At 37.3% G+C, this 19,870-nt stretch carries 20 protein-coding genes; 6 read left to right on the top strand and 14 right to left on the bottom strand.

The features are described from left to right. The first annotated feature begins 47 nt into the window (after positions 1 to 47). The 4 genes from LZF87_RS00615 (at position 48) to LZF87_RS00630 (ending at position 4,369) form a co-directional block, all read left to right on the top strand. Positions 48 to 599, top strand: coding sequence for a fasciclin domain-containing protein (locus tag LZF87_RS00615; RefSeq protein WP_244340228.1), 552 nt, complete (start codon positions 48 to 50; stop codon positions 597 to 599). Positions 600 to 738: 139 nt separating this feature from the next. Continuing rightward, positions 739 to 1,170 carry a c-type cytochrome gene (locus tag LZF87_RS00620; RefSeq protein ID WP_244340229.1) on the top strand — a complete coding sequence of 144 codons (432 nt, stop codon included), beginning with the start codon at positions 739 to 741 and terminating at the stop codon, positions 1,168 to 1,170. Then, positions 1,163 to 2,494, top strand: a complete 1,332-nt coding sequence (locus LZF87_RS00625; protein ID WP_244340230.1) for a cbb3-type cytochrome c oxidase subunit I — start codon at positions 1,163 to 1,165, stop codon at positions 2,492 to 2,494. Before LZF87_RS00620 ends, LZF87_RS00625 begins: the two co-directional genes overlap by 8 nt. Before the next feature lie 63 nt (positions 2,495 to 2,557). Further along, the gene (locus LZF87_RS00630) at positions 2,558 to 4,369 is read left to right on the top strand and encodes a hypothetical protein (RefSeq protein WP_244340231.1); all 1,812 of its coding nucleotides are present in this window, start codon (positions 2,558 to 2,560) and stop codon (positions 4,367 to 4,369) included. Positions 4,370 to 4,678: 309 nt separating this feature from the next. Here LZF87_RS00630 and LZF87_RS00635 read toward each other — a convergent pair whose 3' ends face one another. From LZF87_RS00635 to ric, 5 genes are all read right to left on the bottom strand, one after another. Next, positions 4,679 to 6,082 (bottom strand): T9SS type A sorting domain-containing protein, encoded by a 1,404-nt coding sequence (locus LZF87_RS00635; RefSeq protein WP_244340232.1) that lies wholly within the window; start codon positions 6,080 to 6,082, stop codon positions 4,679 to 4,681. 252 nt (positions 6,083 to 6,334) lie between these two features. Further along, positions 6,335 to 7,012, bottom strand: a complete 678-nt coding sequence (locus tag LZF87_RS00640; protein WP_244340233.1) for an anaerobic ribonucleoside-triphosphate reductase activating protein — start codon at positions 7,010 to 7,012, stop codon at positions 6,335 to 6,337. Further along, the gene (gene nrdD, locus LZF87_RS14710; protein ID WP_117612548.1) at positions 7,006 to 7,170 is read right to left on the bottom strand and encodes an anaerobic ribonucleoside-triphosphate reductase; all 165 of its coding nucleotides are present in this window, start codon (positions 7,168 to 7,170) and stop codon (positions 7,006 to 7,008) included. The genes LZF87_RS00640 and nrdD overlap by 7 nt, the downstream gene beginning before the upstream one ends. A gap of 7 nt (positions 7,171 to 7,177) precedes the next feature. Then, positions 7,178 to 9,268: a ribonucleoside triphosphate reductase gene (locus tag LZF87_RS00645; protein WP_262917900.1), complete on the bottom strand. Its 2,091-nt coding sequence runs from the start codon at positions 9,266 to 9,268 to the stop codon at positions 7,178 to 7,180. Positions 9,269 to 9,296: 28 nt separating this feature from the next. Next, positions 9,297 to 10,022, bottom strand: coding sequence for an iron-sulfur cluster repair di-iron protein (ric, locus tag LZF87_RS00650; protein ID WP_244340234.1), 726 nt, complete (start codon positions 10,020 to 10,022; stop codon positions 9,297 to 9,299). A 116-nt stretch (positions 10,023 to 10,138) separates the two neighbouring features. Here ric and nadA point away from each other — a divergent pair, with 116 nt between their 5' ends. Together nadA and nadB are read left to right on the top strand one after the other, a co-directional pair. Then, positions 10,139 to 11,068: a quinolinate synthase NadA gene (gene nadA / locus LZF87_RS00655; RefSeq protein WP_244340235.1), complete on the top strand. Its 930-nt coding sequence runs from the start codon at positions 10,139 to 10,141 to the stop codon at positions 11,066 to 11,068. Beyond that, a complete protein-coding gene (gene nadB, locus LZF87_RS00660; protein ID WP_244340236.1) occupies positions 11,068 to 12,621 on the top strand; it encodes an L-aspartate oxidase in 1,554 nt (517 codons plus the stop codon). The genes nadA and nadB overlap by 1 nt, the downstream gene beginning before the upstream one ends. Here nadB and LZF87_RS00665 read toward each other — a convergent pair. The 9 genes from LZF87_RS00665 to LZF87_RS00705 all read right to left on the bottom strand — a co-directional run bounded on the left by LZF87_RS00665 (position 12,589) and on the right by LZF87_RS00705 (position 19,817). Further along, on the bottom strand, positions 12,589 to 13,032 hold the full coding sequence (locus tag LZF87_RS00665) for a copper resistance protein CopD (protein ID WP_244340237.1): 444 nt from the start codon (positions 13,030 to 13,032) through the stop codon (positions 12,589 to 12,591). The two genes, nadB and LZF87_RS00665, sit on opposite strands and share 33 nt — an antisense overlap. Next, the gene (locus LZF87_RS00670) at positions 13,029 to 13,403 is read right to left on the bottom strand and encodes a group III truncated hemoglobin (protein ID WP_244340238.1); all 375 of its coding nucleotides are present in this window, start codon (positions 13,401 to 13,403) and stop codon (positions 13,029 to 13,031) included. The genes LZF87_RS00665 and LZF87_RS00670 overlap by 4 nt, the downstream gene beginning before the upstream one ends. Before the next feature lie 18 nt (positions 13,404 to 13,421). Further along, entirely contained in the window at positions 13,422 to 14,189 is a 768-nt protein-coding gene (locus LZF87_RS00675) for an ABC transporter permease subunit (RefSeq protein WP_244340239.1), read from the bottom strand. Continuing rightward, positions 14,173 to 14,895, bottom strand: a complete 723-nt coding sequence (locus tag LZF87_RS00680; RefSeq protein ID WP_244340240.1) for an ABC transporter ATP-binding protein — start codon at positions 14,893 to 14,895, stop codon at positions 14,173 to 14,175. The genes LZF87_RS00675 and LZF87_RS00680 overlap by 17 nt, the downstream gene beginning before the upstream one ends. Then, positions 14,892 to 16,127: a nitrous oxide reductase family maturation protein NosD gene (locus LZF87_RS00685; protein WP_244340241.1), complete on the bottom strand. Its 1,236-nt coding sequence runs from the start codon at positions 16,125 to 16,127 to the stop codon at positions 14,892 to 14,894. Before LZF87_RS00685 ends, LZF87_RS00680 begins: the two co-directional genes overlap by 4 nt. Then, positions 16,124 to 16,552 (bottom strand): nitrous oxide reductase accessory protein NosL, encoded by a 429-nt coding sequence (locus tag LZF87_RS00690; RefSeq protein WP_244340242.1) that lies wholly within the window; start codon positions 16,550 to 16,552, stop codon positions 16,124 to 16,126. The genes LZF87_RS00685 and LZF87_RS00690 overlap by 4 nt, the downstream gene beginning before the upstream one ends. Position 16,553: 1 nt before the next feature. After that, positions 16,554 to 17,132: a hypothetical protein gene (locus tag LZF87_RS00695; protein WP_244340243.1), complete on the bottom strand. Its 579-nt coding sequence runs from the start codon at positions 17,130 to 17,132 to the stop codon at positions 16,554 to 16,556. A 140-nt stretch (positions 17,133 to 17,272) separates the two neighbouring features. Further along, the gene (gene nosZ / locus LZF87_RS00700; RefSeq protein ID WP_244340244.1) at positions 17,273 to 19,246 is read right to left on the bottom strand and encodes a Sec-dependent nitrous-oxide reductase; all 1,974 of its coding nucleotides are present in this window, start codon (positions 19,244 to 19,246) and stop codon (positions 17,273 to 17,275) included. A gap of 61 nt (positions 19,247 to 19,307) precedes the next feature. Further along, on the bottom strand, positions 19,308 to 19,817 hold the full coding sequence (locus LZF87_RS00705) for a c-type cytochrome (protein WP_244340245.1): 510 nt from the start codon (positions 19,815 to 19,817) through the stop codon (positions 19,308 to 19,310). Positions 19,818 to 19,870 lie beyond the last annotated feature (53 nt).

Genomic DNA, 19,870 nt, shown 5'->3' on the forward strand with positions numbered 1-19,870 from the left:
TCTAATAATCAGTTACTTTACAAGTACGAACCAAGTAATTTATTATTATGAGAACAATCAAATTCTTTGTTTTAGCAGGTTTATTCATGGCCATTGGGTGTAAAAAAACCGAAGAAGTCAAACCAGATGCTACTACTGAAGGCGCTACTACTGAAAGTGTCGGCCAATCCGGCGTAAAAGACGAAACATCGGCGCCAAATATCGTACAAACAGCTGCCGGAAGTAAAGACTTCACAACTCTGGTTACAGCCGTAAAAGCAGCGGGCTTGGTAGATGCTCTGTCCAACGCAGGTCCCTTTACCGTTTTTGCTCCGACAAATGCGGCTTTTGACAAACTTCCCAAGGGAACAGTGGAAGATTTGTTAAAACCGGAAAACAAAGACAAATTAAAAGGTATTTTAGAATATCATACTTATGTAGGTTCTTTAAAAACAGACTATATGAGCGACGGACAGTCATTTGAAATGGTTTCGGGCGGCAAAGTAAATATCACGAAACAAGGAGATAAAACTTTAGTAAACGGCTCCGAAATCACCACCTCCATTGAAACATCGAATGGGATCATACATGTAATTGGTGATGTTCTGAGTCAGAAATAGGTTATTATTAATTCGACCACTTCCACGGAAGCAAAAAAGCGTAAACAAAAAAGTGTTTACGCTTTTTTTGTGATTGCAATCATAAGGTATTCATGGAATAATAATTCAATTTGTAATGTAATATTCAAATTGCTTTGCTATGAAACACTACCAAAAATATTCCATCCTTTTACTGTGTCTCTTATCTGTTTTTCTTGTTTACAATTGTATTTTATACACTTCTGATTCGGATTTTGGCGAGGTGCATTTGTCAAAAAAAGCAATCGAAGGCGAAAATATATGGCTTAAAAACAACTGTAATTCCTGCCACCAAATTTATGGGCTTGGCGGATACCTCGGTCCGGATTTAACCAACGCCTACTCACGAATCTCCAACGAAGATTATCTCAAAGCCATGTTTAACAGTGGTGCGAAAGCTATGCCTAAATTTAATTTTAACGAGGAAGAACGGAATCAGTTGGCCCAATTCCTAAAAGAAATCGACCAAACTGGTTTTTATCCTAATCTACAGGCGAACTCCAAAAACAATGGTTGGGTGACCATTAAATATAAAGATCAACATTATGAATAACACCAAAAAATACGCATTCCTGTTTATCGGCACCGGACTAATTTCATTACTTCTCGGTTTGCTTTGCGGCCTACTGGCTGGATTTCAATACATCGTCCCGGATTTCATCAAAGAAACATTACCTTTTAACTCGTTACGCCCATTACATACTTTGTTTGTCGTTTCCTGGATCCTGTTATCCTCACTGGGAGGAATTTACTATTACCTGAACCAAAATCCGGAAATCAAATTTTTCAACCATCAGCTGGTTCAGTGGCATTTCTGGCTCTTTCTGCTAACTGGAATTGGAATTACAATTTCTTATATAACTCATAATTTCGGTGGAAAAGAGTATCTTGAATTCCCAGCCTATTTTTATTTCCCAATTATTGTCGGATGGATTTTTTTAGGCATTAATTATTTCAAAACCATGCTTCCTAATTTCAAAACCTGGCCGGTGTACTACTGGATGTGGGGAACAGGAATAGTTTTTATGATCTTTCATTTCACCGAAGCGCATTTGTGGCTGCTTTCCTCTTTCAGGGATAATTTTCTCCGAAACTTTGCCATTCAGTGGAAAGCCGGAGGTTCCTATGTTGGTGCCTGGAATCAATTGGTATATGGAACCGCTTTGTTTGTAATGTCAAAAATCAGCAATGATGAAAGTTATGCCAAATCAAAAAAAGCTTTTTTCTTTTACTTTTTAGGATTAACCAATTTGATGTTTGGCTGGGCACATCACATTTACATAGTACCAACAAGTCCGTGGATCAGATATGTTGCCTACTCCATCAGCATGACCGAATGGATCATCCTATTCTCAATCATCTATGACTGGAAAAAAAATCTTGGTAAAGAAAAAAAGAAAGCCAATTTTATTGCCTACCAATTCATGATTTTAGCCGATTTCTGGGTGTTTTTAAATATTATCCTAGCCTTATTGATTTCCATACCGTCGATAAACCTTTTCACGCACGGAACACACATAACAGTGGCCCATTCTATGGGAACAACCATCGGGATAAACACACTTATATTGTTTTCATCAATAACGTACATTCTTGAAAAAGAATTCATGTTTACCGCAACCGTACTTTTAAAAATAAAACAGGGAATCAAAATTTTCCATGTTTCTTTTATCTGTTTCTGGATTACTTTATTGGTTTTGGGAGTTAAAAAAGGGCATTGGACATATTTCAGCCAAAATATTTCTTTTGGAACATTTCAGAATTCAATGCATTGGATTTATGCCCTTTTCGTGCTGTTCGGATTCGGGTTACTTATGGGTTTATACCTCATCTCCTTTAAACTTCTGAATTTAATACGCGACAAATTCAGAACATGACTTTTATCAACTTTTAAGTGTTGATATTTTACAATCTTTGAAGCATTAAACAATTACAAACGAATGAAAACAAAACAGTTACATACTTTTCACATACCGGTAATGGGACTGTCCTACACCATTGACAGCCCTATCCGAGTGGCTCATTACGGCATTTCCTCAGTAATAGCTATTACCGATGATGAAATTCTCGAAAAATTAAGAGCTTTCTATTGTGATAAATTCAATATCCCTTATCTGGAAATAACACAAAAAACCATTGACTACAGGGCAAAAAGAATTACGGCCTATCTGAACATGGTTAATGATACAGTAAAAGAAAAGTTTCAGAACTTTAAAAGCGAGTTGCTCGAAAATAAAACGACTCTGGAAAATTTCATATCCCTTTTGCCCAATACTTCCGATTTAAAGATCAACCTGGAAAAGGTAATGAATGAAGGAAGTGCCATTAAGAAAAACATTCAAAATTTTCTTGAAGACTATTTCTCTCCCGGTAGTATTGATGTCAACATCATGACAAAAGTGGACAAGGACAATTATGAAAATGATGTCCAATTACCGGTTGAGTTCAATGATGCCCATGCCTCACTAAGAGGATTTGCACAGAGTGAACTGAATTCATCGGTTGTGTTTTCGGCCGGAATGAATCCAAGATTATTCAGCTACATTGAAAATTTCAAGGATTTCTTCCCGGATACGCACGGCAAACTGAAAAAGAAGATTATTCTAAAAGTCAGCGACTACCGTTCCGCTTTGATTCAGGGTAATTTCCTTGCTAAAAAAGGACTTTGGGTTTCCGAATACCGAATTGAATCGGGATTAAATTGCGGTGGTCATGCTTTTGCCACAGACGGTTTTTTAATGGGACCCATTTTGGAAGAATTCAAAGAGAAAAAAGATCAATTGATCCAATCGGCACATGAACTTTTGATCAAAGCATTAACACTGAAAGAGCTGTATGTACCAACAGAACCAATGGAGCTGAAAATCACCGCTCAGGGAGGCATCGGAACTGCTGAAGAGCATGACTTTTTACTCGAACATTACAATCTGGATTCCGTTGGTTGGGGGTCGCCTTTTTTATTGGTTCCCGAAGCAACTTCTCTTGACAAAGAAACTAGAAATATATTGGCCAAAGCCAAAGAAGACGATTTTTATCTAAGCAATATTTCGCCATTGGGTGTCCCTTTTAATTCCGTAAAGGGCGTATCCAATGATTTTTGGAAACAAAAAAGAATCGATCAGAATAAAGCCGGCAGCTCCTGCCCTAAAAGATTGTTGGCCTTAAACAAAGAATATGATCACAAAGGCCTTTGCACTGCCTCCAAAAAATTTCAGGATATCAAACTGGATGAGTTAAAAGCCTTTGAAAAAGATTTGCTGCCTTCAGAAATTGATAAAAGAAAAAATGCTATTACTGAAAAATCATGTCTGTGCGTAGGTTTGGTAAATGCTGCCTATCTGGAAAACAATATCGAGATTAAAGGGCAACAGCAGGGTGTTGTTATTTGCCCGGGGCCAAATCTGGCGTATTTTGACAAAGAAGTATCATTAGCCGAAATGGTTCGTCACATTTACGGAAACGGGAATATCATTACTGATAAAAACCGTCCGCATGTATTTGTGAAAGAATTAAAAATGTATGTGGAATACCTAAAAAAAGAGATCAATGACTTTTCCGGAGAAATAACAGCGGGCCAGACAAAAAAATGGAATTCGTTTAAAACCAATCTTCTGGCAGGAATCGATTATTATCAAAATCTTTTTTCGTCGACGAAATACTTTAAGTCTGTCCAGCAGGATGTTCAGCAACAGTTGACACAATACAGGAAAGAGCTGGCTCAAATAGAAGTTTTCACTTTAGAAATGGCTTAAAAAACCATTTAAAATCACCTGAAAACGAATCGGATATTTGGTAAAGAAAGCAATTCTGAGGGCTTTATCGCCTGGGAAGAAAACAACTTCCCAGGCGTTTCTTTTCTATAATCTAAGTGATACAAAAAAAGAGACCGCTTCACGCATCGTGAAACAGCCTTTTCTATATAAAAAAACACTTTCCTGCTTTATAACGAGACCCTGTTAGCTAAATCCTTCAACCATATAAAACCGGACTCACTTCTTCATTTTCAATCTTTTATAATTATTGAAAGAAAAAATCGTAACGCACATAACGGTTTCTCTGCTTTATTTTTTTAAAACCTTACTGACAAAAATACCTTTCTCGGTTTTAATTTTCAATAGATACAGACCATTACTTAAATCTGAAACATTTATCTGATTGCTAACAAGTACACCAGTGTTAATAGTTTTTCCCAATAAATCAAAAATTTCAAATTCGTTAGTGCCAATTTCATCAGGGATGCTTAAATACAAAACTTCTTTAACCGGATTAGGATAGAAAGTAAAGGCTTTTGTCTCAAACTCATTTGAAGATAATACTGTACTGTTTATGCGAGCCATATTATTTCTTTGGACTCCATTATATTGCGAAAACGCTCCCGCAATAATGATTTTTCCATCAGGCTGTGTAATTATTTTTGAAACATAATTCATGGAAACTAAATCAGGTCCGGTTCCTCCATTAAAGGATTGATCTAATGTTCCATCAGGATTTAATCGCGCAATATGATTTACCGGGATACCATCAAAAGTTGTAAAGCTGCCAGCAATTATTATTTTATCATCCGATTGCAAACCTGATCTGAAATAATATATCTCATCCACAAAATCGACAACACCGGAATGAAAATTCGCATCATATGAACCATCATTATTTAAACCATAAAAAGGATTAAAGAAAGGCTCAGGATCCCAACTCCAATCCTCACATAAACTTTGGGTAGTTATAACCATTTTTCCGCTACTTTTTAAATGCAAAGCGCTGTATCGGCACATACCGCTTTGATTAAAACCATAATCTAGAGACCAATCAGAATTAAGTCTAACAAGAGTCCCAAGATTAATTAAAATTTGATCATCATAGCGTAGATAAGCCAAAATTTTACCATCCGGAAGTAATTTTATATTTGATATTTGTTTGGCCGGAACCTTAAAAGAAATACCGGTATCTAATGTCCCATCCGTATTTAGCCTTACCATACGGTTAACATTTGAACCGTTGTACATTGAAAAGCCACCGGAAATTATAATTTTACCATCGGGTTGTAGTGCCAAAGCATTTATAGAACCATTTGCTCCGTTTAAAGTCTTAAAACTTTCATCTAATGAGCCATCGGGCTTCAATCTATAAATCCTACCGGATGCCGGATAACCATCTTGTGGCACATGACTATGGATAACTAATATTTTGCCATCAGCTTGTATTGCACCAAAAGAAAACTCTCCTTCACCAAGCGCACTATTAAAGCCAGTATCCAATGATCCGTCACTGTTTAAACGCGAAATCCAATTGCCCGGAAATGCTGAGTAACCTTCAACAGTAAGTATTTTCCCGTCGGGCTGCAGCAATAAATCATCAATAACTCCCCTAACTCCAGTAGGGTTAAAGCTAAGATCCAAGGAACCGTCCTGTCCCAAACCAATTAATGAAGTAAAAACTGTAATGAATAAAAAGATAATTTTTCTCATAATGCTAATTTTAAAAATTAAACAATCAGGAAAAATTTGAGGTATATAAAGTTACGAAATAACACGTTATACTCTTAATAACCAATCGAAAACAAAAAACCGGAATTAAATTTCTTGAGCAATTTGCTTAAATAATAATGCAGTGATACTTACCGGGTAAACGTGACAAAGAAAGCGTTGAAGAAGTTTGAAGAAATTGCTTCGTCTCAGGATGACAAACCTGGTGTTAACACAAGTGCAATAAGGCTAAATTTACCTCAAAACAAATTGAATATTTGGTAAAGAATCTAATTCTGCCGGCTTTATCGCATAGGAAGAAGAAAGCTTTCCAAGCGTTTCTTTATCATTTCTAAATCCCTGGACATAAAAATTTCCCTCATATCCTTTACTATCCAAATAGTGAATCATTTTATTTAAATCGACAGATGCCAGCAAGTCGGAATGACAAGTTGTTCTTACTTCAAAGGCTACTTTTGAATTCAGCAGCAACTGCAGCGACTGTTCAAAAGGAGAAAACAGATCCGACACAGTAATCATTTGATATTTATCATCCAAAGCTTTAAAATCGAGCGCAACATAATCAATAAGATTCTCTTCTACAAGCTGCCTTAAAATTTTTGGACTGGAACCGTTGGTATCTATTTTAATCAGATAGCCCATGTTTTTAATTACTTTAATCTGTTCCTGAATGTTCTTATGAATCAAACATTCACCTCCGCTAAAAACAACAGCATCCAGCAATCCTCTTCTGGTATCTAAAAAAGAAATTGCTTCAGAAAAGAGAACTCGTCCCTTTCCTAAAACAATTTCGGGGTTATAACAATATAAACATCTCATATTACAGCCCGCATACCAAAATATGCAAGCTGATTTACCGGGATAATCCAACAGCGTAAACGGAGTAATATCAGAAATAGGTTTGCTTAACATCCACCTTCTTTAAAATACGTGCGCTGTTTATGTTCACCTTTTTTTCCGATATTAAAACTTTCTACGGGACGGTGATACCCCATTACACGCGTATAAACCAGGCATTTCGTCCTTAAACCCTGATTCTCCTCTAAAATTTGGTCGGTTTTAGTTTTCATAGTTATTCTAATTTTGGTTTTCAATTATTATTTCATCGCACTTTGGACAATACTCATGTTCGCCGTTTAGATAACCGTGTTTCGGACATATGCTAAACACCGGAGTAACCGTTATATAAGGCAGCTTGAATTTCGTCAAAACGGTTTTTACAAAGTTTTTACAAGCTTCAGAAGAACTGATTCTTTCATTCATGTACAAATGCAGTACAGTACCTCCGGTATATTTGCATTGCAATTCATCCTGCATCAAAAGAGCTTCAAAAGGGTCCCTTGTATAGTCCACCGGAATTTGGGAACTGTTGGTATAGTATATGTTTTCACCAACACCTGCCTGAAGAATTTCCGGAAAACGTTTTTTGTCTTCTTTGGCAAAACGATAGGTAGTTCCTTCTGCAGGAGTTGCTTCAAGATTGTACAGATTTCCGGTTTCCTCCTGAAATTCTTTCATTCGTTTACGGATATGATCTAAAATTTCAGTGCAGAAATCACTCCCGAAAACCGTCGTAATATCTTCTGTATCATTCGTAAAATTCCGAATCATTTCATTCATTCCGTTTACACCAATCGTAGAAAAATGGTTTCTGAAGTGCGGAAGATATCTTTTCGTATAAGGATACAATCCTCTGTCATACATATCCTGAATAAAAGCTCTTTTTTTCTCCAAAGTGGATTTGGCTATTTCCATCAACTTATCCAATTCATCAAAAAGCTCTTCTTTTTCTCCTTTGAACAGATAACCCAATCGAGCCATGTTTATGGTTACAACACCAATGCTTCCGGTCATTTCGGCGCTACCAAAAAGTCCGTTGCCTCGTTTCAGCAATTCTCTTAAATCCAATTGCAAACGGCAGCACATACTGCGCACGGCATTAGGTTTATAAGCATTAGGATTTTCTACCTGATTGCCGTTTTCATCTAATACATACTGGCTGCCAATGAAATTCTGAAAATACGACGACCCGATTTTGGCAGTATTCTCAAACAACAGATTGGTATTCTCACCATTCCAGTCAAAATCCTCTGTAATATTCACGGTTGGGATTGGAAAAGTAAATGGCTGTCCGTTGGCATCCCCTTCGGTCATAACCGTATAGTACGCTTTGTTGATCAGATCCATTTCAGCCTGAAAATGTTCATAACGCATTTCGGCTACATCCGTCACACCTCTTTCTTTGGCACGTTTCAGAATCGTTTCATCCTTACAGCTTACAAACAGATGTTGGTCATTTTTAGTCGGAATTTGTTCTTTTAAATCTTCGGGAACTACCCAGTCCAGGGTAATATTGGTAAACGGCGATTGACCCCAACGGGCTGGCACGTTCAGATTGTAAACAAAACTCCGTATGGCTTTTAAAACATCGTCAAAGGTCAAATTATCTTTAAAAACATATGGTGCTAAATACGTATCAAAAGAACTGAATGCCTGAGCCCCGGCCCATTCACTCTGCAATATCCCAAGGAAATTGGCCATTTGCCCCAATGCCTCCCTGAAGTGTGACGGAGCTTTGCTCTCTACTCTTCCCCGAACGCCGTTGAAACCTTCATTAAGCAATACACGCAAACTCCATCCCGCGCAATAACCCGTCAGGCAGTCCAAATCGTGAATATGTATGTCGCCGTTTCTGTGCGCATAGCCCTCTTCTTTGGAATACACTTTATCCAACCAGTAATTGGCTATTATTTTACCGGCTACATTATTGACCAGGCCAGCATTGGAAAAAGAAGTATTGGCATTGGCATTAATTCTCCAGTCGGTTTGCGACGTATATTCCTCAATGGTTTGCGAACTGTCTACATAAGTGGTGTCGTCATTCAATCCCTGAACGTGTTCCCGTTGCAGTTTTCGGGTATGGCGATACAGCATAAAGGAACGCATCACTTCAAAATATCCTCTTTCAAAAAACAGTTTTTCGATAACATCCTGAATTTCTTCAACAGCCCAAACATCACTGTATGGCATGGTGGCCATTACATCCTCAAAAACACGTTCGTCATACGGAATTGAAACACTGGCAAAACTTTTTTCTATGGCGTCCTTGATTTTAAAATCCTCAAACGGTTTATAATCGCCATTTCTTTTGATAACATATCTTTCCATTTTTTAGGCTTTTTATGTTATACAGGGGCTATAAAACCGTAAATTTTTGTTCCAATTCTTTTGCTTTGTGAAAAAGAATGTTGTTTTCCAAATGGATATGTTTGTGTAAGTCCTTCTCAAAATCCTCGAGCATGGCAAAAGTCACTCTATAGGTATTACATCCATCGGCCGGAGGTGTATAATTATTGGCCAGTTTAGAAATTCTTCTCAAACGTTCTCCTTCACTGTCATGTTCATCCATCATCATAGCAATCGGATTATATACACTCCCAAAATGCGGTTGTTCGATCTGGGTATTTTTCTGTAATGAATCGCACATTTTTTTGATAAATGGAAACAGTACCAATTCTTCTTTTTTCATATGTTGGGCTAAAGCTCCGGCAGTGATTTGAAAAAGAGAATTAATTTCAAAAAGTTCAGGATGTTGCTCCCCATGGACTTTACACAATTTATCTAAAAATGTCAGCAACACTGGTGTTTTTTCTTCCACATAACGGTGATGTACTTTTTCGATATAATCGATCAATAAATCTGCAGGCCAAGATTTATAATCTATATTAGCATCATCTTTCTGATTGAAAACCTCGTTGATCTCATTTTCCAATTCTGAATGATCAAGTCCTTTTTTTTCACAGACTTCACTTAAAGTACGATGCCCTTTACAGCAAAAATCAATGCCGTATTTTGAAAAAACAGCAGCTGTTCTAAAATCCTGAGCTACAAATTCACCAATTGTATTTTCTTGTGTTTTCATAATATTTCTTTTTAATGTTTATACAATATTACATTGATAAGCAAGCCTGATTATATGACTTAAATCATATGCAAAAACTTTTAACCTCGCGTACTTTGTACTTTATTACAAACAATATGAACGCATTACAGAATCAAATAATCGAACTGAAAAAGAAAAAAAACGCCGTCCTGTTGGCTCATTATTATCAGCGTCCGGAAATTCAGGAAATAGCCGATTATGTTGGAGACAGTCTTGGGTTATCGCAGGAAGCCAAAAAAACAGATGCAGATATTATCTTATTTGCCGGCGTACATTTTATGGCCGAAACCGCCAAAATCTTAAACCCATCAAAAAGGGTATTGCTTCCCGATTTAGAAGCCGGTTGTTCTTTAGCCGAATCCTGTCCTCCATCTGATTTTGAAAAATTCATACAGGCGCATCCGGATCACCTTGTCATTACTTATGTCAACTGTTCCGCTGAGATTAAAGCTTTGAGTGATGTTGTCTGTACTTCTTCCAACGCTGAAAAAATAGTACGATCTGTCCCTGAAGACACTCCGATAATTTTTGCTCCGGATAAAAATCTCGGCAGGCACATCATCCAAAAAACAGGCAGAAACATGGTTTTGTGGGATGGCTCCTGTGTGGTACACGAAGCTTTTTCCTTAGACAAATTAATCGCCCTATACAAAGAACATCCAGATGCCGAAATCATTGCACATCCCGAATCGGAATCCCATATACTGAAAACAGCAAATTTCATAGGCTCGACCGCCGAAATGATAAAATATGTAGGAGAAAGTCCGAATGATAAATTCATCATTGCCACCGAAGCCGGAATTTTACATAAAATGCAGCAGGAAGTACCTCAAAAAACGCTTATACCTGCCCCAACAAATGAAAACAACACTTGTGCTTGCAGCGAATGCGGTTTTATGAAAATGAATACCCTGCAAAAGGTATATGATTGCCTGCTAAACGAAACCCCTGAGATCGAACTACCGGAAAAACTAATAGAGAAAGCGTTAGTTCCCATTGAACGAATGTTAGAATTATCAAGATAATGACACAGACCAATTACTTAGTCATCGGTTCGGGAATTGCCGGATTGACATTTGCTTTAAAAATTGCCGATCGTTTCCCCAACAGATCCGTGACCATTGTGACCAAATCGAATGCAGATGAAAGCAATACAAAATATGCTCAGGGCGGAATTGCTGTGGTTATTGACAAAGTAGCCGACAATTTTAAAAAACACATTGAGGATACCCTAATCTGCGGTGATGGATTGTGTGATCAAAAAGTTGTTGAAATGGTAGTCACCGATGGTCCGAAAAGACTAAAGGAATTAATCAGTTGGGGAGCCAAATTTGACCTGAATGAACAAGGAAACTTAGATTTAGGAAGGGAAGGCGGACATTCCACAAACAGGGTGGTTCATCATAAAGATCAAACGGGTTATGAAATTGAAAGAGCCATTTTAGCGAAAGTGTATAAAACTAAAAATATACAGATTCTGGATTACCATTTTGCTTTCGAATTGATTACCAAAAATAACCGTTGTTTTGGTGCTTATGCCTTAAACGAAAAAACGAATGAGATAATCCCTTTATTATCCGATTACACTTTATTGGCAACAGGCGGAATCGGGCAGATCTATGGCCATACCACAAATCCCGCAATAGCTACGGGCGATGGAATTGCAATGGCAAAAAGAGCAAATGCCAAAATTACCGACATGGAGTTTATCCAGTTTCATCCAACGGCTTTGTATAATGAAAACCTGAGTTCTACCTTTTTAATTTCGGAAGCCGTAAGGGGATTTGGTGGCATTCTCAGAACCAAAGACGGCATTCCCTTTATGTCAGATTATGATGCCAGGGGTGATTTGGCTTCCAGGGATATTGTCTCGCAAAGCATAGAAAACGAATTAAAAAAATCGGGGGATGATTGTGTGTATCTTGATTGTACGCATCTTGAGATAAATGCTTTTATCAAACATTTCCCTATGATTTACAGTCGATGCAAAGAGGCCGGAATTGATATTGAAAAGAACTGGATTCCGGTGGTTCCGGCACAACATTATCTGTGCGGAGGAATTTCCGTTGATCTGAACGGACAAACATCCTTAGAAAATTTATTTGCCTGTGGCGAATGCTCTCGAACAGGTTTGCACGGCGCCAATCGACTGGCATCTAACTCGCTTTTAGAAGCCATTGTTTATTCAGACAGAATATATAAATATCTGGAAAAAGTCAGCACAACAGATAGCGGCACAACTTACTTCCCCGGAAAAAAGAAAAATAACGATAAAAAATTGGATCAATTCTATCTTTCCAATATTAAGAACGAATTGCAAAATACAATGCGTAAAAACGCAGGTATCACCAGAAACGATACCGATTTGGAAAAAACCAAAAACAAACTGGAAAAGTGGCGATTAGAATTATTAAAGTTGGAAAACCAAATTCTGGTTACTAAAGAATTCTACGAATTAAAAAACATGATAACGGTTAGTTTACTGATAGTGACGCAATCTATGTCGAGAAAAGAAAATCGTGGCGGGTTTATTAAATTTGATACTTTACAGACCTCCTATTCTCACCAGACTCCCTAAAATAAGTAAGACTACACCAATCACTGTTACCGTAATAATCAGAAAACCAGCAGGAAGTAATCTATCTGATTTCAACTTTGGAAACACAAAAATGTCTGCAGTGATTGCCATTACCATTGTGGTTAAAAGTAAAATCAATTTTGTAGAAACTACTTTTTCAATAGCATTTGAAAAGGAAAACCATTTAGTGAAAGTTACATCAAAATCGTAAGCCATCATAATTCCGGTAATTACCAGAATCAGGAGTGAAGGCAATCCGACAGGTTCAAATTTACCTTTAAAGTTTTTTAAAATTGAGGCATCTCTCTTTTTTATCGCCTCGGGCAAAAAACGAATCGACAAAAACAAATGTCCCCCAACCCATATTGAGGCTGCCAATAAATGCAAAACCAAAAGAATGTGATGCCTCATTGCGACAAAGTTTTATACATCATAGCCGAAGCAATATTCGCGGCTCTATTTTTGATTTCCTCCGCCTTTTCTCCCTCGAATAACGAATCGACCGTTTGGGTAAATAATTGAACCCAATGATCAAAGTGTGATTTATTCATTGTACTTTTTTGATGAAGTTCTTTGTGCTTTTGCATGGGATTCCCCTCATAATTGCCGGCAAAAAACAAAATATTTTCCCAGAAATTGTACATTTTCGGCAGATGGGTTTCCCAATTCACTTTGGCTACATCATTAAACAGATAGCCGATGACCTCGTCCTGTTTTACCGAATCATAAAACGTATCAACTATTTTTTTGATGTCTTCTCTATGCCTGATATCAGTTTTCATTATTATATCTTGTAAAAACTATAAATCTTTATGCTTAAATTTTCTCAATGAAATAAAAAACGGAACGATTCCCCAAAGAAACAGCAATATAAAAGAAGCTGCCAACCCCCATGAGGTTCCGAAAAAATCTTTGAAAATAGCCCCTGTATAACCCATCATAGCCGAAACATCGAGTTGCAGTAATATTAATATCCTGGCCAGATCGATCGGACTCAACGCAGACAGAAACACCATCGATTTTTCAATTGGGTAATCCGCTAACTGAAACAACAGAAACAAAACCAATCCGTCGAACAACAAAGCAAAAAACAACCATTGCATAATTGCAATCCCAATTCCCTTAGCCTTATCCCTGGTCAAAATTGAACTTAAAAATGCCAGTCCGACAAATATTACCGTAATTAAGCTGCCAACTACAATCATCATAAAACCAGTGACATCCGGCGCATATAAAAGCAGCGGAATACCGGCGCCAATAAGAAAAGCCAAAACCATGGACAAAGACAGTCCGGCAAACAAACTTTTCCAGATTTTATCCCTGGTGACGGGTTGTCCTAAAAGCAATTCGACAAACTCTGCACTGTTGTAAATATAAATGGTTGAAAAAAGTATCGACACCAGAGGCACGGTAAACAATATCACATTTAGAATCGTAAGTAATCCTTTGGAAGAAGTATCTTCAAGGGCAAAGGAACTCCAAGATAGTGCCGCCAAAATAATGGTGTAAACCAATACAATTTTGTTCCTCACTATATCGTGTAAAATAATACTAATCAACCTTTTCATGCTGCTTTTTCTTTAATATTTTGGCTATGGCTTTTGATATCTTATCTACCTGAATCTCTTCCTTCAGGTCAGCTACTTTTTTATGGAAACAGACTTCGCCTTCCTGAACAAAAATGATTTCCGTAATCAGTTCATCCAATTCACTTAACAAATGGGAGGTAATCAGAATCAGTTTCCCTTTTTCTTTTTCCCTGATAATTTTCTCTTTTAAAATTTCAGAAGCAAGCGGATCAAGACCTGCAGTAGGTTCATCCAATATCAAAACATCGGGATTAAATAAAAAAGCCAAAACAGCACTTACTTTTTGAGTAGTTCCGCCGGAAAGAGTCCGCATTTTTTTATCAAACATTTTCTCTAATTCGAAACTTTTCATCAATTCATCATCGATGTCGGCATCATGGTTTCGAATCTGTTTAATCATGTCCACGATCTGTCCGATAGTCATATTATCAGGATATCTTCCAATCTGAGGCATATAACCAATTTTTTCCCTATAGCGGTAATCCCCAAAAACAGACTTTCCTTCAAATTCGATTTCGCCACTGTCCGGCAAAACCATTCCGAGAATCGACTTAATCAGTGTGGTTTTTCCGCAGCCATTAGGGCCAACCAAGGCAATACATTCACCTTTTTGAAAGGATAAGGAAACGTTTTTCAGCACCTCTAATTTCCCGAATTTTTTATAGCAATTTTTAATTTCGATCATAGTGGTAAGGAATGCATTAGTGGGGTTTTATCAACAAAATTCTCGGGCGTTATACTGGGAAGGACCTTCTCTGATTTGTCTAAAAGCGTTATCATAAAACTTCTGAACAGTAACATAGCGGATGGCGTATTCTCGGTAAGAACTGCAAACAAACTCAGTGGATGATAAGGAACATCTCCGACATTATCCCTATTAAGATCGTACCCCTCATATTTATCCCAATAATTACTGTTAAAGGTATTGAGCACCAAGCTGCCATTAGTACTGATATCAAAGGTATTCCCCAAAAAATTGTTTTGAGTAATTACATTGTCCATGCAACTAGCCTGAATTTTCATCCCCCAACCATTTGCGCTGAACACGTTCTTTTCAACTTTAATTCTCGAAGTCCCTTCCATATAAATCCCTGAAGTATTCTTGCTGAATGTATTTTTAAAAATATAGCTGTCTGATATTTCCTTGAGTAATAATCCGTAGGCCGAATCGCCCCAGTTTTGTTCAAAATGATTATTAATCATCTTTACGTTCTTGGTAAACATTACGGCTACTCCTGCCCCGTTACCTTTAAAAACATTGCCGACATACGAATCATCATTTGAAAACATGAAATGCAGGCCATAACGAATGTTGTTATTTGAAATATTCTTTTGGATTAAGGACTCGGTGACAAATTCAAAATAAATTCCGTCGCGGTGCCCCATTATTTTATTCCCGATTATTTTCAGATTATTGCTTTTCCAGCAGTGGATTCCGTTTCCGATAAGCTGTTCGCCTTTTCCGTAGGCCCGGAGATTATTGTTTCTTATAATGCAGTTCGTAGAATTCTGCAGATAAATCCCAAAGAAATTATTGTCAAGGATATTATTCTCGATAACCACATTTTTTTGGTCATACACTTTAATTCCACAAGGATCTTCAAGCGATGCATGACCGGAATTTATAATTTTAAATCCTTTGACCGTAACATAATCAGCATTAACCGATAAAACTTCAACCTTGTGTTTTCCGTCAAGGATCGGATAATTTTTTCCAATGAAGGTGACTTTTTTATCTATTCGGATATTTCCTTCACTGTAATACCCACCATCTACAATGATAGTATCGCCATCTGAGGCTATTTCCAACGCTTTTTTAATTTTTTTAATAGCTGAATTTTTCCCAACGGTAATCACTTTGGCATTACCCAAACAGATAAAACCGATCAAGAATAGAATCGATAACAGTTTTTTCATTTGATAGACGAATATACCTCGCTCCAGGTCATTGATACAGCATTGTACTTTTGCTGAAATTCATTTTGTTCTTTGCTGTTAGTAAAGGCTGCAAAATTACCCCCCATAGGTGATTTAATAATTCCGCCTTTGACGTAAAAACATTTCTCTGCAGGAATCAGTTTATTTTCTTTTGTATAATCTCCAACATAGTGCGACTTGTAAGGAACAGTTGTGTTTGTCTTGGCATAGGAAATCATACATAGCAAATCATCAAACTTATAGACCCTTCCTTTTTGTGTAATTAATTCGGCGCCAAATTTCCCGTTTGAAATTGTCATTTTACAAAAATCACAATGATCGGAATTCAGTTTTATCTCTTCCGGCCCATTACTCCCGCAAGCCGATAACAATAAAGCCATGACAAAAAACAAGTACTTCCCCATCTTATTTCCTGAATTTAAATTCTTTTAATACAATCATAATTAACAGTAAAGCAGAACCCCCAAGCATCCACCCTCCGGTATCAGGAATCGAATATGCCGCAAAATTCAACAATTGTTTATATCCCAATAAGGGTGGCTGATAGGCCATTCCTGGCACTTTGATGGCTGCATTAGGATCCAAATTATGACCATATTCATAGTTCCACCGATAAAAATCGGCAGCTGAAATAATAATAAAAAGCATGTACGTTATAAAAAATCCAAGTACCGCTTTTCGTTTGGCAATAAATATTAAAACGAATGATACAAGGGCAAAAGCTCCGAAAATATATGGCAAAACTGAAAATTCGAAAAAGTTTTCGGTATGTAGTGTTGCCATTCCGATATAATGGTTTAACCCATTGATAACATCCACATCCCCTCCTATTTTGTTTGGATACAGTTGCAGTACTAATCCTTCGGGATATTGGGGAGCATCGAGCTCAATTCTCCATAATGGCACAAACAAAGATCCTGCAAATAAAGCTGCAACCATTAAAAGCAACACTTTTGACGAATTAGAAATTTTTGTTGTTTCCATACTATAAAAAAAAGAAACTGTCCAAAAATTACAACATTGTCATTTTGAAATTTCCTTAAATCGGCATTCAAATTAAACCTGTTGTTTTTCTGCTTGAAAAGAGAAAATAAATTTTGGACAGTTTCTTATGTTAGGTTATTTTAAATTTTTGGCTGGTTAGTACCGACGCTCCATGTGAGCGGCACACTGCTTCCTGCAGGTGATACGCGTACATATCCTGACATTTCCTGGTGCAGGGCACTACAGAAATCCGTACAATACATTGGGAAAATTCCAACTCTGTCCGGCACCCACTTCAATGTAGTGGTTTCTCCCGGCATGATTAACAATTCCGCATTGTTGGCTCCTTTAATAGAAAATCCGTGAGGCACATCCCAATCCTGTTCAAGATTGGTAATATGGAAATATACTTCGTCACCCATTTTAATTCCTTCGATGTTATCAGGAGCAAAGTGAGAACGGATAGAAGTCATATAAACATGAACCTTATTCCCCTGCCGTACAACTTTTGCCTCTTTTTCTCCTTTTGCCGCAAAAGGATGGTTATTCTCTGCAATCTTATAGAATTTATACTGACCATTATTTCTAATTAAATCTGCAGGCGCAGCTTGTGCATAATGAGGTTCACCGATAGTTGGAAAATCCAAGATAAGCCGCATTTTATCTCCGCTGATATCATAAATCTGAGCCGATTGTGCCAGCTCCGGTCCGGTTGGCAAATATCGGTCTTTAGTGATTTTGTTATAGGCTATCATGTATTTTCCAAATGGTTTTTTAGAATCGCCGCCTGGAACACATAAGTGTCCAACAGAGTAATAGGTAGGTACCCTGTCTAAAACTTTTAATGATTTGATATCCCATTTTACAACTTCAGAAGAAACAAACATAGAGGTATATGCATTTCCTTTTGCATCAAATTCTGTGTGTAATGGTCCTAAACCTGGTTTTTTAACTTCCCCATGCAATGCTGCTTCATATTTTACAACCGAAATACCGCTATAATCTCCGTCAAATTGCTTATTGGTAATTGCCGATTGCAATTTATCAAAACTGAAAACCGGTATCAAAGCAGCTAATTTTCCTGATCCTACTATGTATTCCCCTGTAGGATCAACATCACATCCGTGAGGGGATTTTGGACAAGGAATCATATAACAGATATCTTTTAAGGCAGTCGCATCAAGCACAAGAACTTCATTTTTCGTTTCAGAAGTTGCAGTATGAGTTTTTTCATCCCATTTGTTATGTACATATTTTACAGATTGCTTTTTAGCTTTACCGGCTTTGACATATTCCTCAGCTTTTTTCCAATTTACTGCCATGATAAAATCCTTATCCTTTTGAGAAGCGTTCACTTCCAATAAAGTATTGGCTTGTTCCGTATTATAACAAGAGAAAAACATCCATCCGTGTGATTTTCCTTTTCCGGCATGTGATAAGTCAAAATTCACCCCTGGGGTAACAATTTGAAAAGCCAAATCCATTTCTCCTTCTTTACCAACTTTTACAAAACTGATATGTCCTTTAAAATTTTGTTTATAGGTATTTATAGGCACATCACCGTCGACATAATCACCGGGAACACTAAAACGGGTACCGGCTACCACATACTCAGTATTTTCAGTAATAAAAGGTGAAGAATGATTCCCGCCAACATTTGGTAACTCAATTATTTCAGCAGTTTTAAATGTTTTAAGATCAACGCGGGCAATACGAGGAGTATTGTTAGCATTTGCAAAAACCCAACGTCCGTCAACTTCGCCATTTGTCTGTGACATTTCTGTATGGTGTAAATCATCCCAAGGTACAAATCCGTGGGAGGTATTTAACATCGGTTTCGTTTCTTCGCTATATCCCCATCCTTTTTCAGGATCAACGGAAAACACAGGTATTACCCTGAATAATCTTCCACTCGGCAAACCGTAAACACTAAGCTGTCCGCTAAATCCACCGGAAACAAAGTTGTAAAACTCATCGTACTTCCCTGGCGCAACATACGCTTTTTGAGCTGCATCACCACTCACTGCGTCCCCTGAATCTTTAGGTTTACAGGAAGTAAAAAGCATACTCCCTACTGCAATCACAAAGATTGACTGTATAAATTTATTTTTCATAGTGATTTGAATTAAAAAAAGAAAATCGCAGCGCTTATCCCAATGCGATTTTCATATTGTTTTATTTTACTCCGTCGTTTTTTCTCATGTATTCAAGAATATTTCTTGCTTCAGCATCACTAAGTCCTTGATTTGGCATACGGACCAAACAAATTTCTAATTGTGCCTGAACCGCAGGGTCTTTATCAATCATAGGGTCCGGATTCGTGATAAAATTCATGATCCATTCAGGTTTACGACGAGTAGTCACATCTTTCCATCCCGGGCCAACGAGTTTTTCGTCGGTAAGTTTATGACATGAGGTACATTTTACTCCTGCTGCTTTTTCTCCTTCAGTAGCCATAGCCTGATCCAGTTTTGCTCCCAGATCTACTTTATCATATTTACCTTCCCCTCGATGAGGATCATATTTTTCAGCATCGGTTGCAGCCGAAGATGTTTCAGTTGAAGATGGCTCAGATGAAGGTGTTTCCGTTGTAGGTTTTGAAAAATCATCCCCTGAACTTTCTTTTTTCCCACAAGAGACGAATAATAAAATTGTTAGTGCAAAAATTGATGATAATCTTTTCATGATAATACGATTTAAGATGTTAAGACGAATTTACTTATATCTCCAATTTTATT

The organism is Flavobacterium enshiense, assembly GCF_022836875.1.
GTDB classification, from domain to species: domain Bacteria; phylum Bacteroidota; class Bacteroidia; order Flavobacteriales; family Flavobacteriaceae; genus Flavobacterium; species Flavobacterium enshiense_A.

What these genes read in the sequence shown, in the direction of transcription:
- LZF87_RS00615 (WP_244340228.1), top strand. Translation starts at nt 48, where the DNA reads ATGAGAACAATCAAATTCTTTGTTTTAGCAGGTTTATTCATGGCCATT.
- LZF87_RS00620 (WP_244340229.1), top strand. Translation starts at nt 739, where the DNA reads ATGAAACACTACCAAAAATATTCCATCCTTTTACTGTGTCTCTTATCT.
- LZF87_RS00625 (WP_244340230.1), top strand. Translation starts at nt 1,163, where the DNA reads ATGAATAACACCAAAAAATACGCATTCCTGTTTATCGGCACCGGACTA.
- LZF87_RS00630 (WP_244340231.1), top strand. Translation starts at nt 2,558, where the DNA reads ATGAAAACAAAACAGTTACATACTTTTCACATACCGGTAATGGGACTG.
- LZF87_RS00635 (WP_244340232.1), bottom strand. Translation starts at nt 6,082, where the DNA reads ATGAGAAAAATTATCTTTTTATTCATTACAGTTTTTACTTCATTAATT.
- LZF87_RS00640 (WP_244340233.1), bottom strand. Translation starts at nt 7,012, where the DNA reads ATGTTAAGCAAACCTATTTCTGATATTACTCCGTTTACGCTGTTGGAT.
- nrdD (WP_117612548.1), bottom strand. Translation starts at nt 7,170, where the DNA reads ATGAAAACTAAAACCGACCAAATTTTAGAGGAGAATCAGGGTTTAAGG.
- LZF87_RS00645 (WP_262917900.1), bottom strand. Translation starts at nt 9,268, where the DNA reads ATGGAAAGATATGTTATCAAAAGAAATGGCGATTATAAACCGTTTGAG.
- ric (WP_244340234.1), bottom strand. Translation starts at nt 10,022, where the DNA reads ATGAAAACACAAGAAAATACAATTGGTGAATTTGTAGCTCAGGATTTT.
- nadA (WP_244340235.1), top strand. Translation starts at nt 10,139, where the DNA reads ATGAACGCATTACAGAATCAAATAATCGAACTGAAAAAGAAAAAAAAC.
- nadB (WP_244340236.1), top strand. Translation starts at nt 11,068, where the DNA reads ATGACACAGACCAATTACTTAGTCATCGGTTCGGGAATTGCCGGATTG.
- LZF87_RS00665 (WP_244340237.1), bottom strand. Translation starts at nt 13,032, where the DNA reads ATGAGGCATCACATTCTTTTGGTTTTGCATTTATTGGCAGCCTCAATA.
- LZF87_RS00670 (WP_244340238.1), bottom strand. Translation starts at nt 13,403, where the DNA reads ATGAAAACTGATATCAGGCATAGAGAAGACATCAAAAAAATAGTTGAT.
- LZF87_RS00675 (WP_244340239.1), bottom strand. Translation starts at nt 14,189, where the DNA reads ATGAAAAGGTTGATTAGTATTATTTTACACGATATAGTGAGGAACAAA.
- LZF87_RS00680 (WP_244340240.1), bottom strand. Translation starts at nt 14,895, where the DNA reads ATGATCGAAATTAAAAATTGCTATAAAAAATTCGGGAAATTAGAGGTG.
- LZF87_RS00685 (WP_244340241.1), bottom strand. Translation starts at nt 16,127, where the DNA reads ATGAAAAAACTGTTATCGATTCTATTCTTGATCGGTTTTATCTGTTTG.
- LZF87_RS00690 (WP_244340242.1), bottom strand. Translation starts at nt 16,552, where the DNA reads ATGGGGAAGTACTTGTTTTTTGTCATGGCTTTATTGTTATCGGCTTGC.
- LZF87_RS00695 (WP_244340243.1), bottom strand. Translation starts at nt 17,132, where the DNA reads ATGGAAACAACAAAAATTTCTAATTCGTCAAAAGTGTTGCTTTTAATG.
- nosZ (WP_244340244.1), bottom strand. Translation starts at nt 19,246, where the DNA reads ATGAAAAATAAATTTATACAGTCAATCTTTGTGATTGCAGTAGGGAGT.
- LZF87_RS00705 (WP_244340245.1), bottom strand. Translation starts at nt 19,817, where the DNA reads ATGAAAAGATTATCATCAATTTTTGCACTAACAATTTTATTATTCGTC.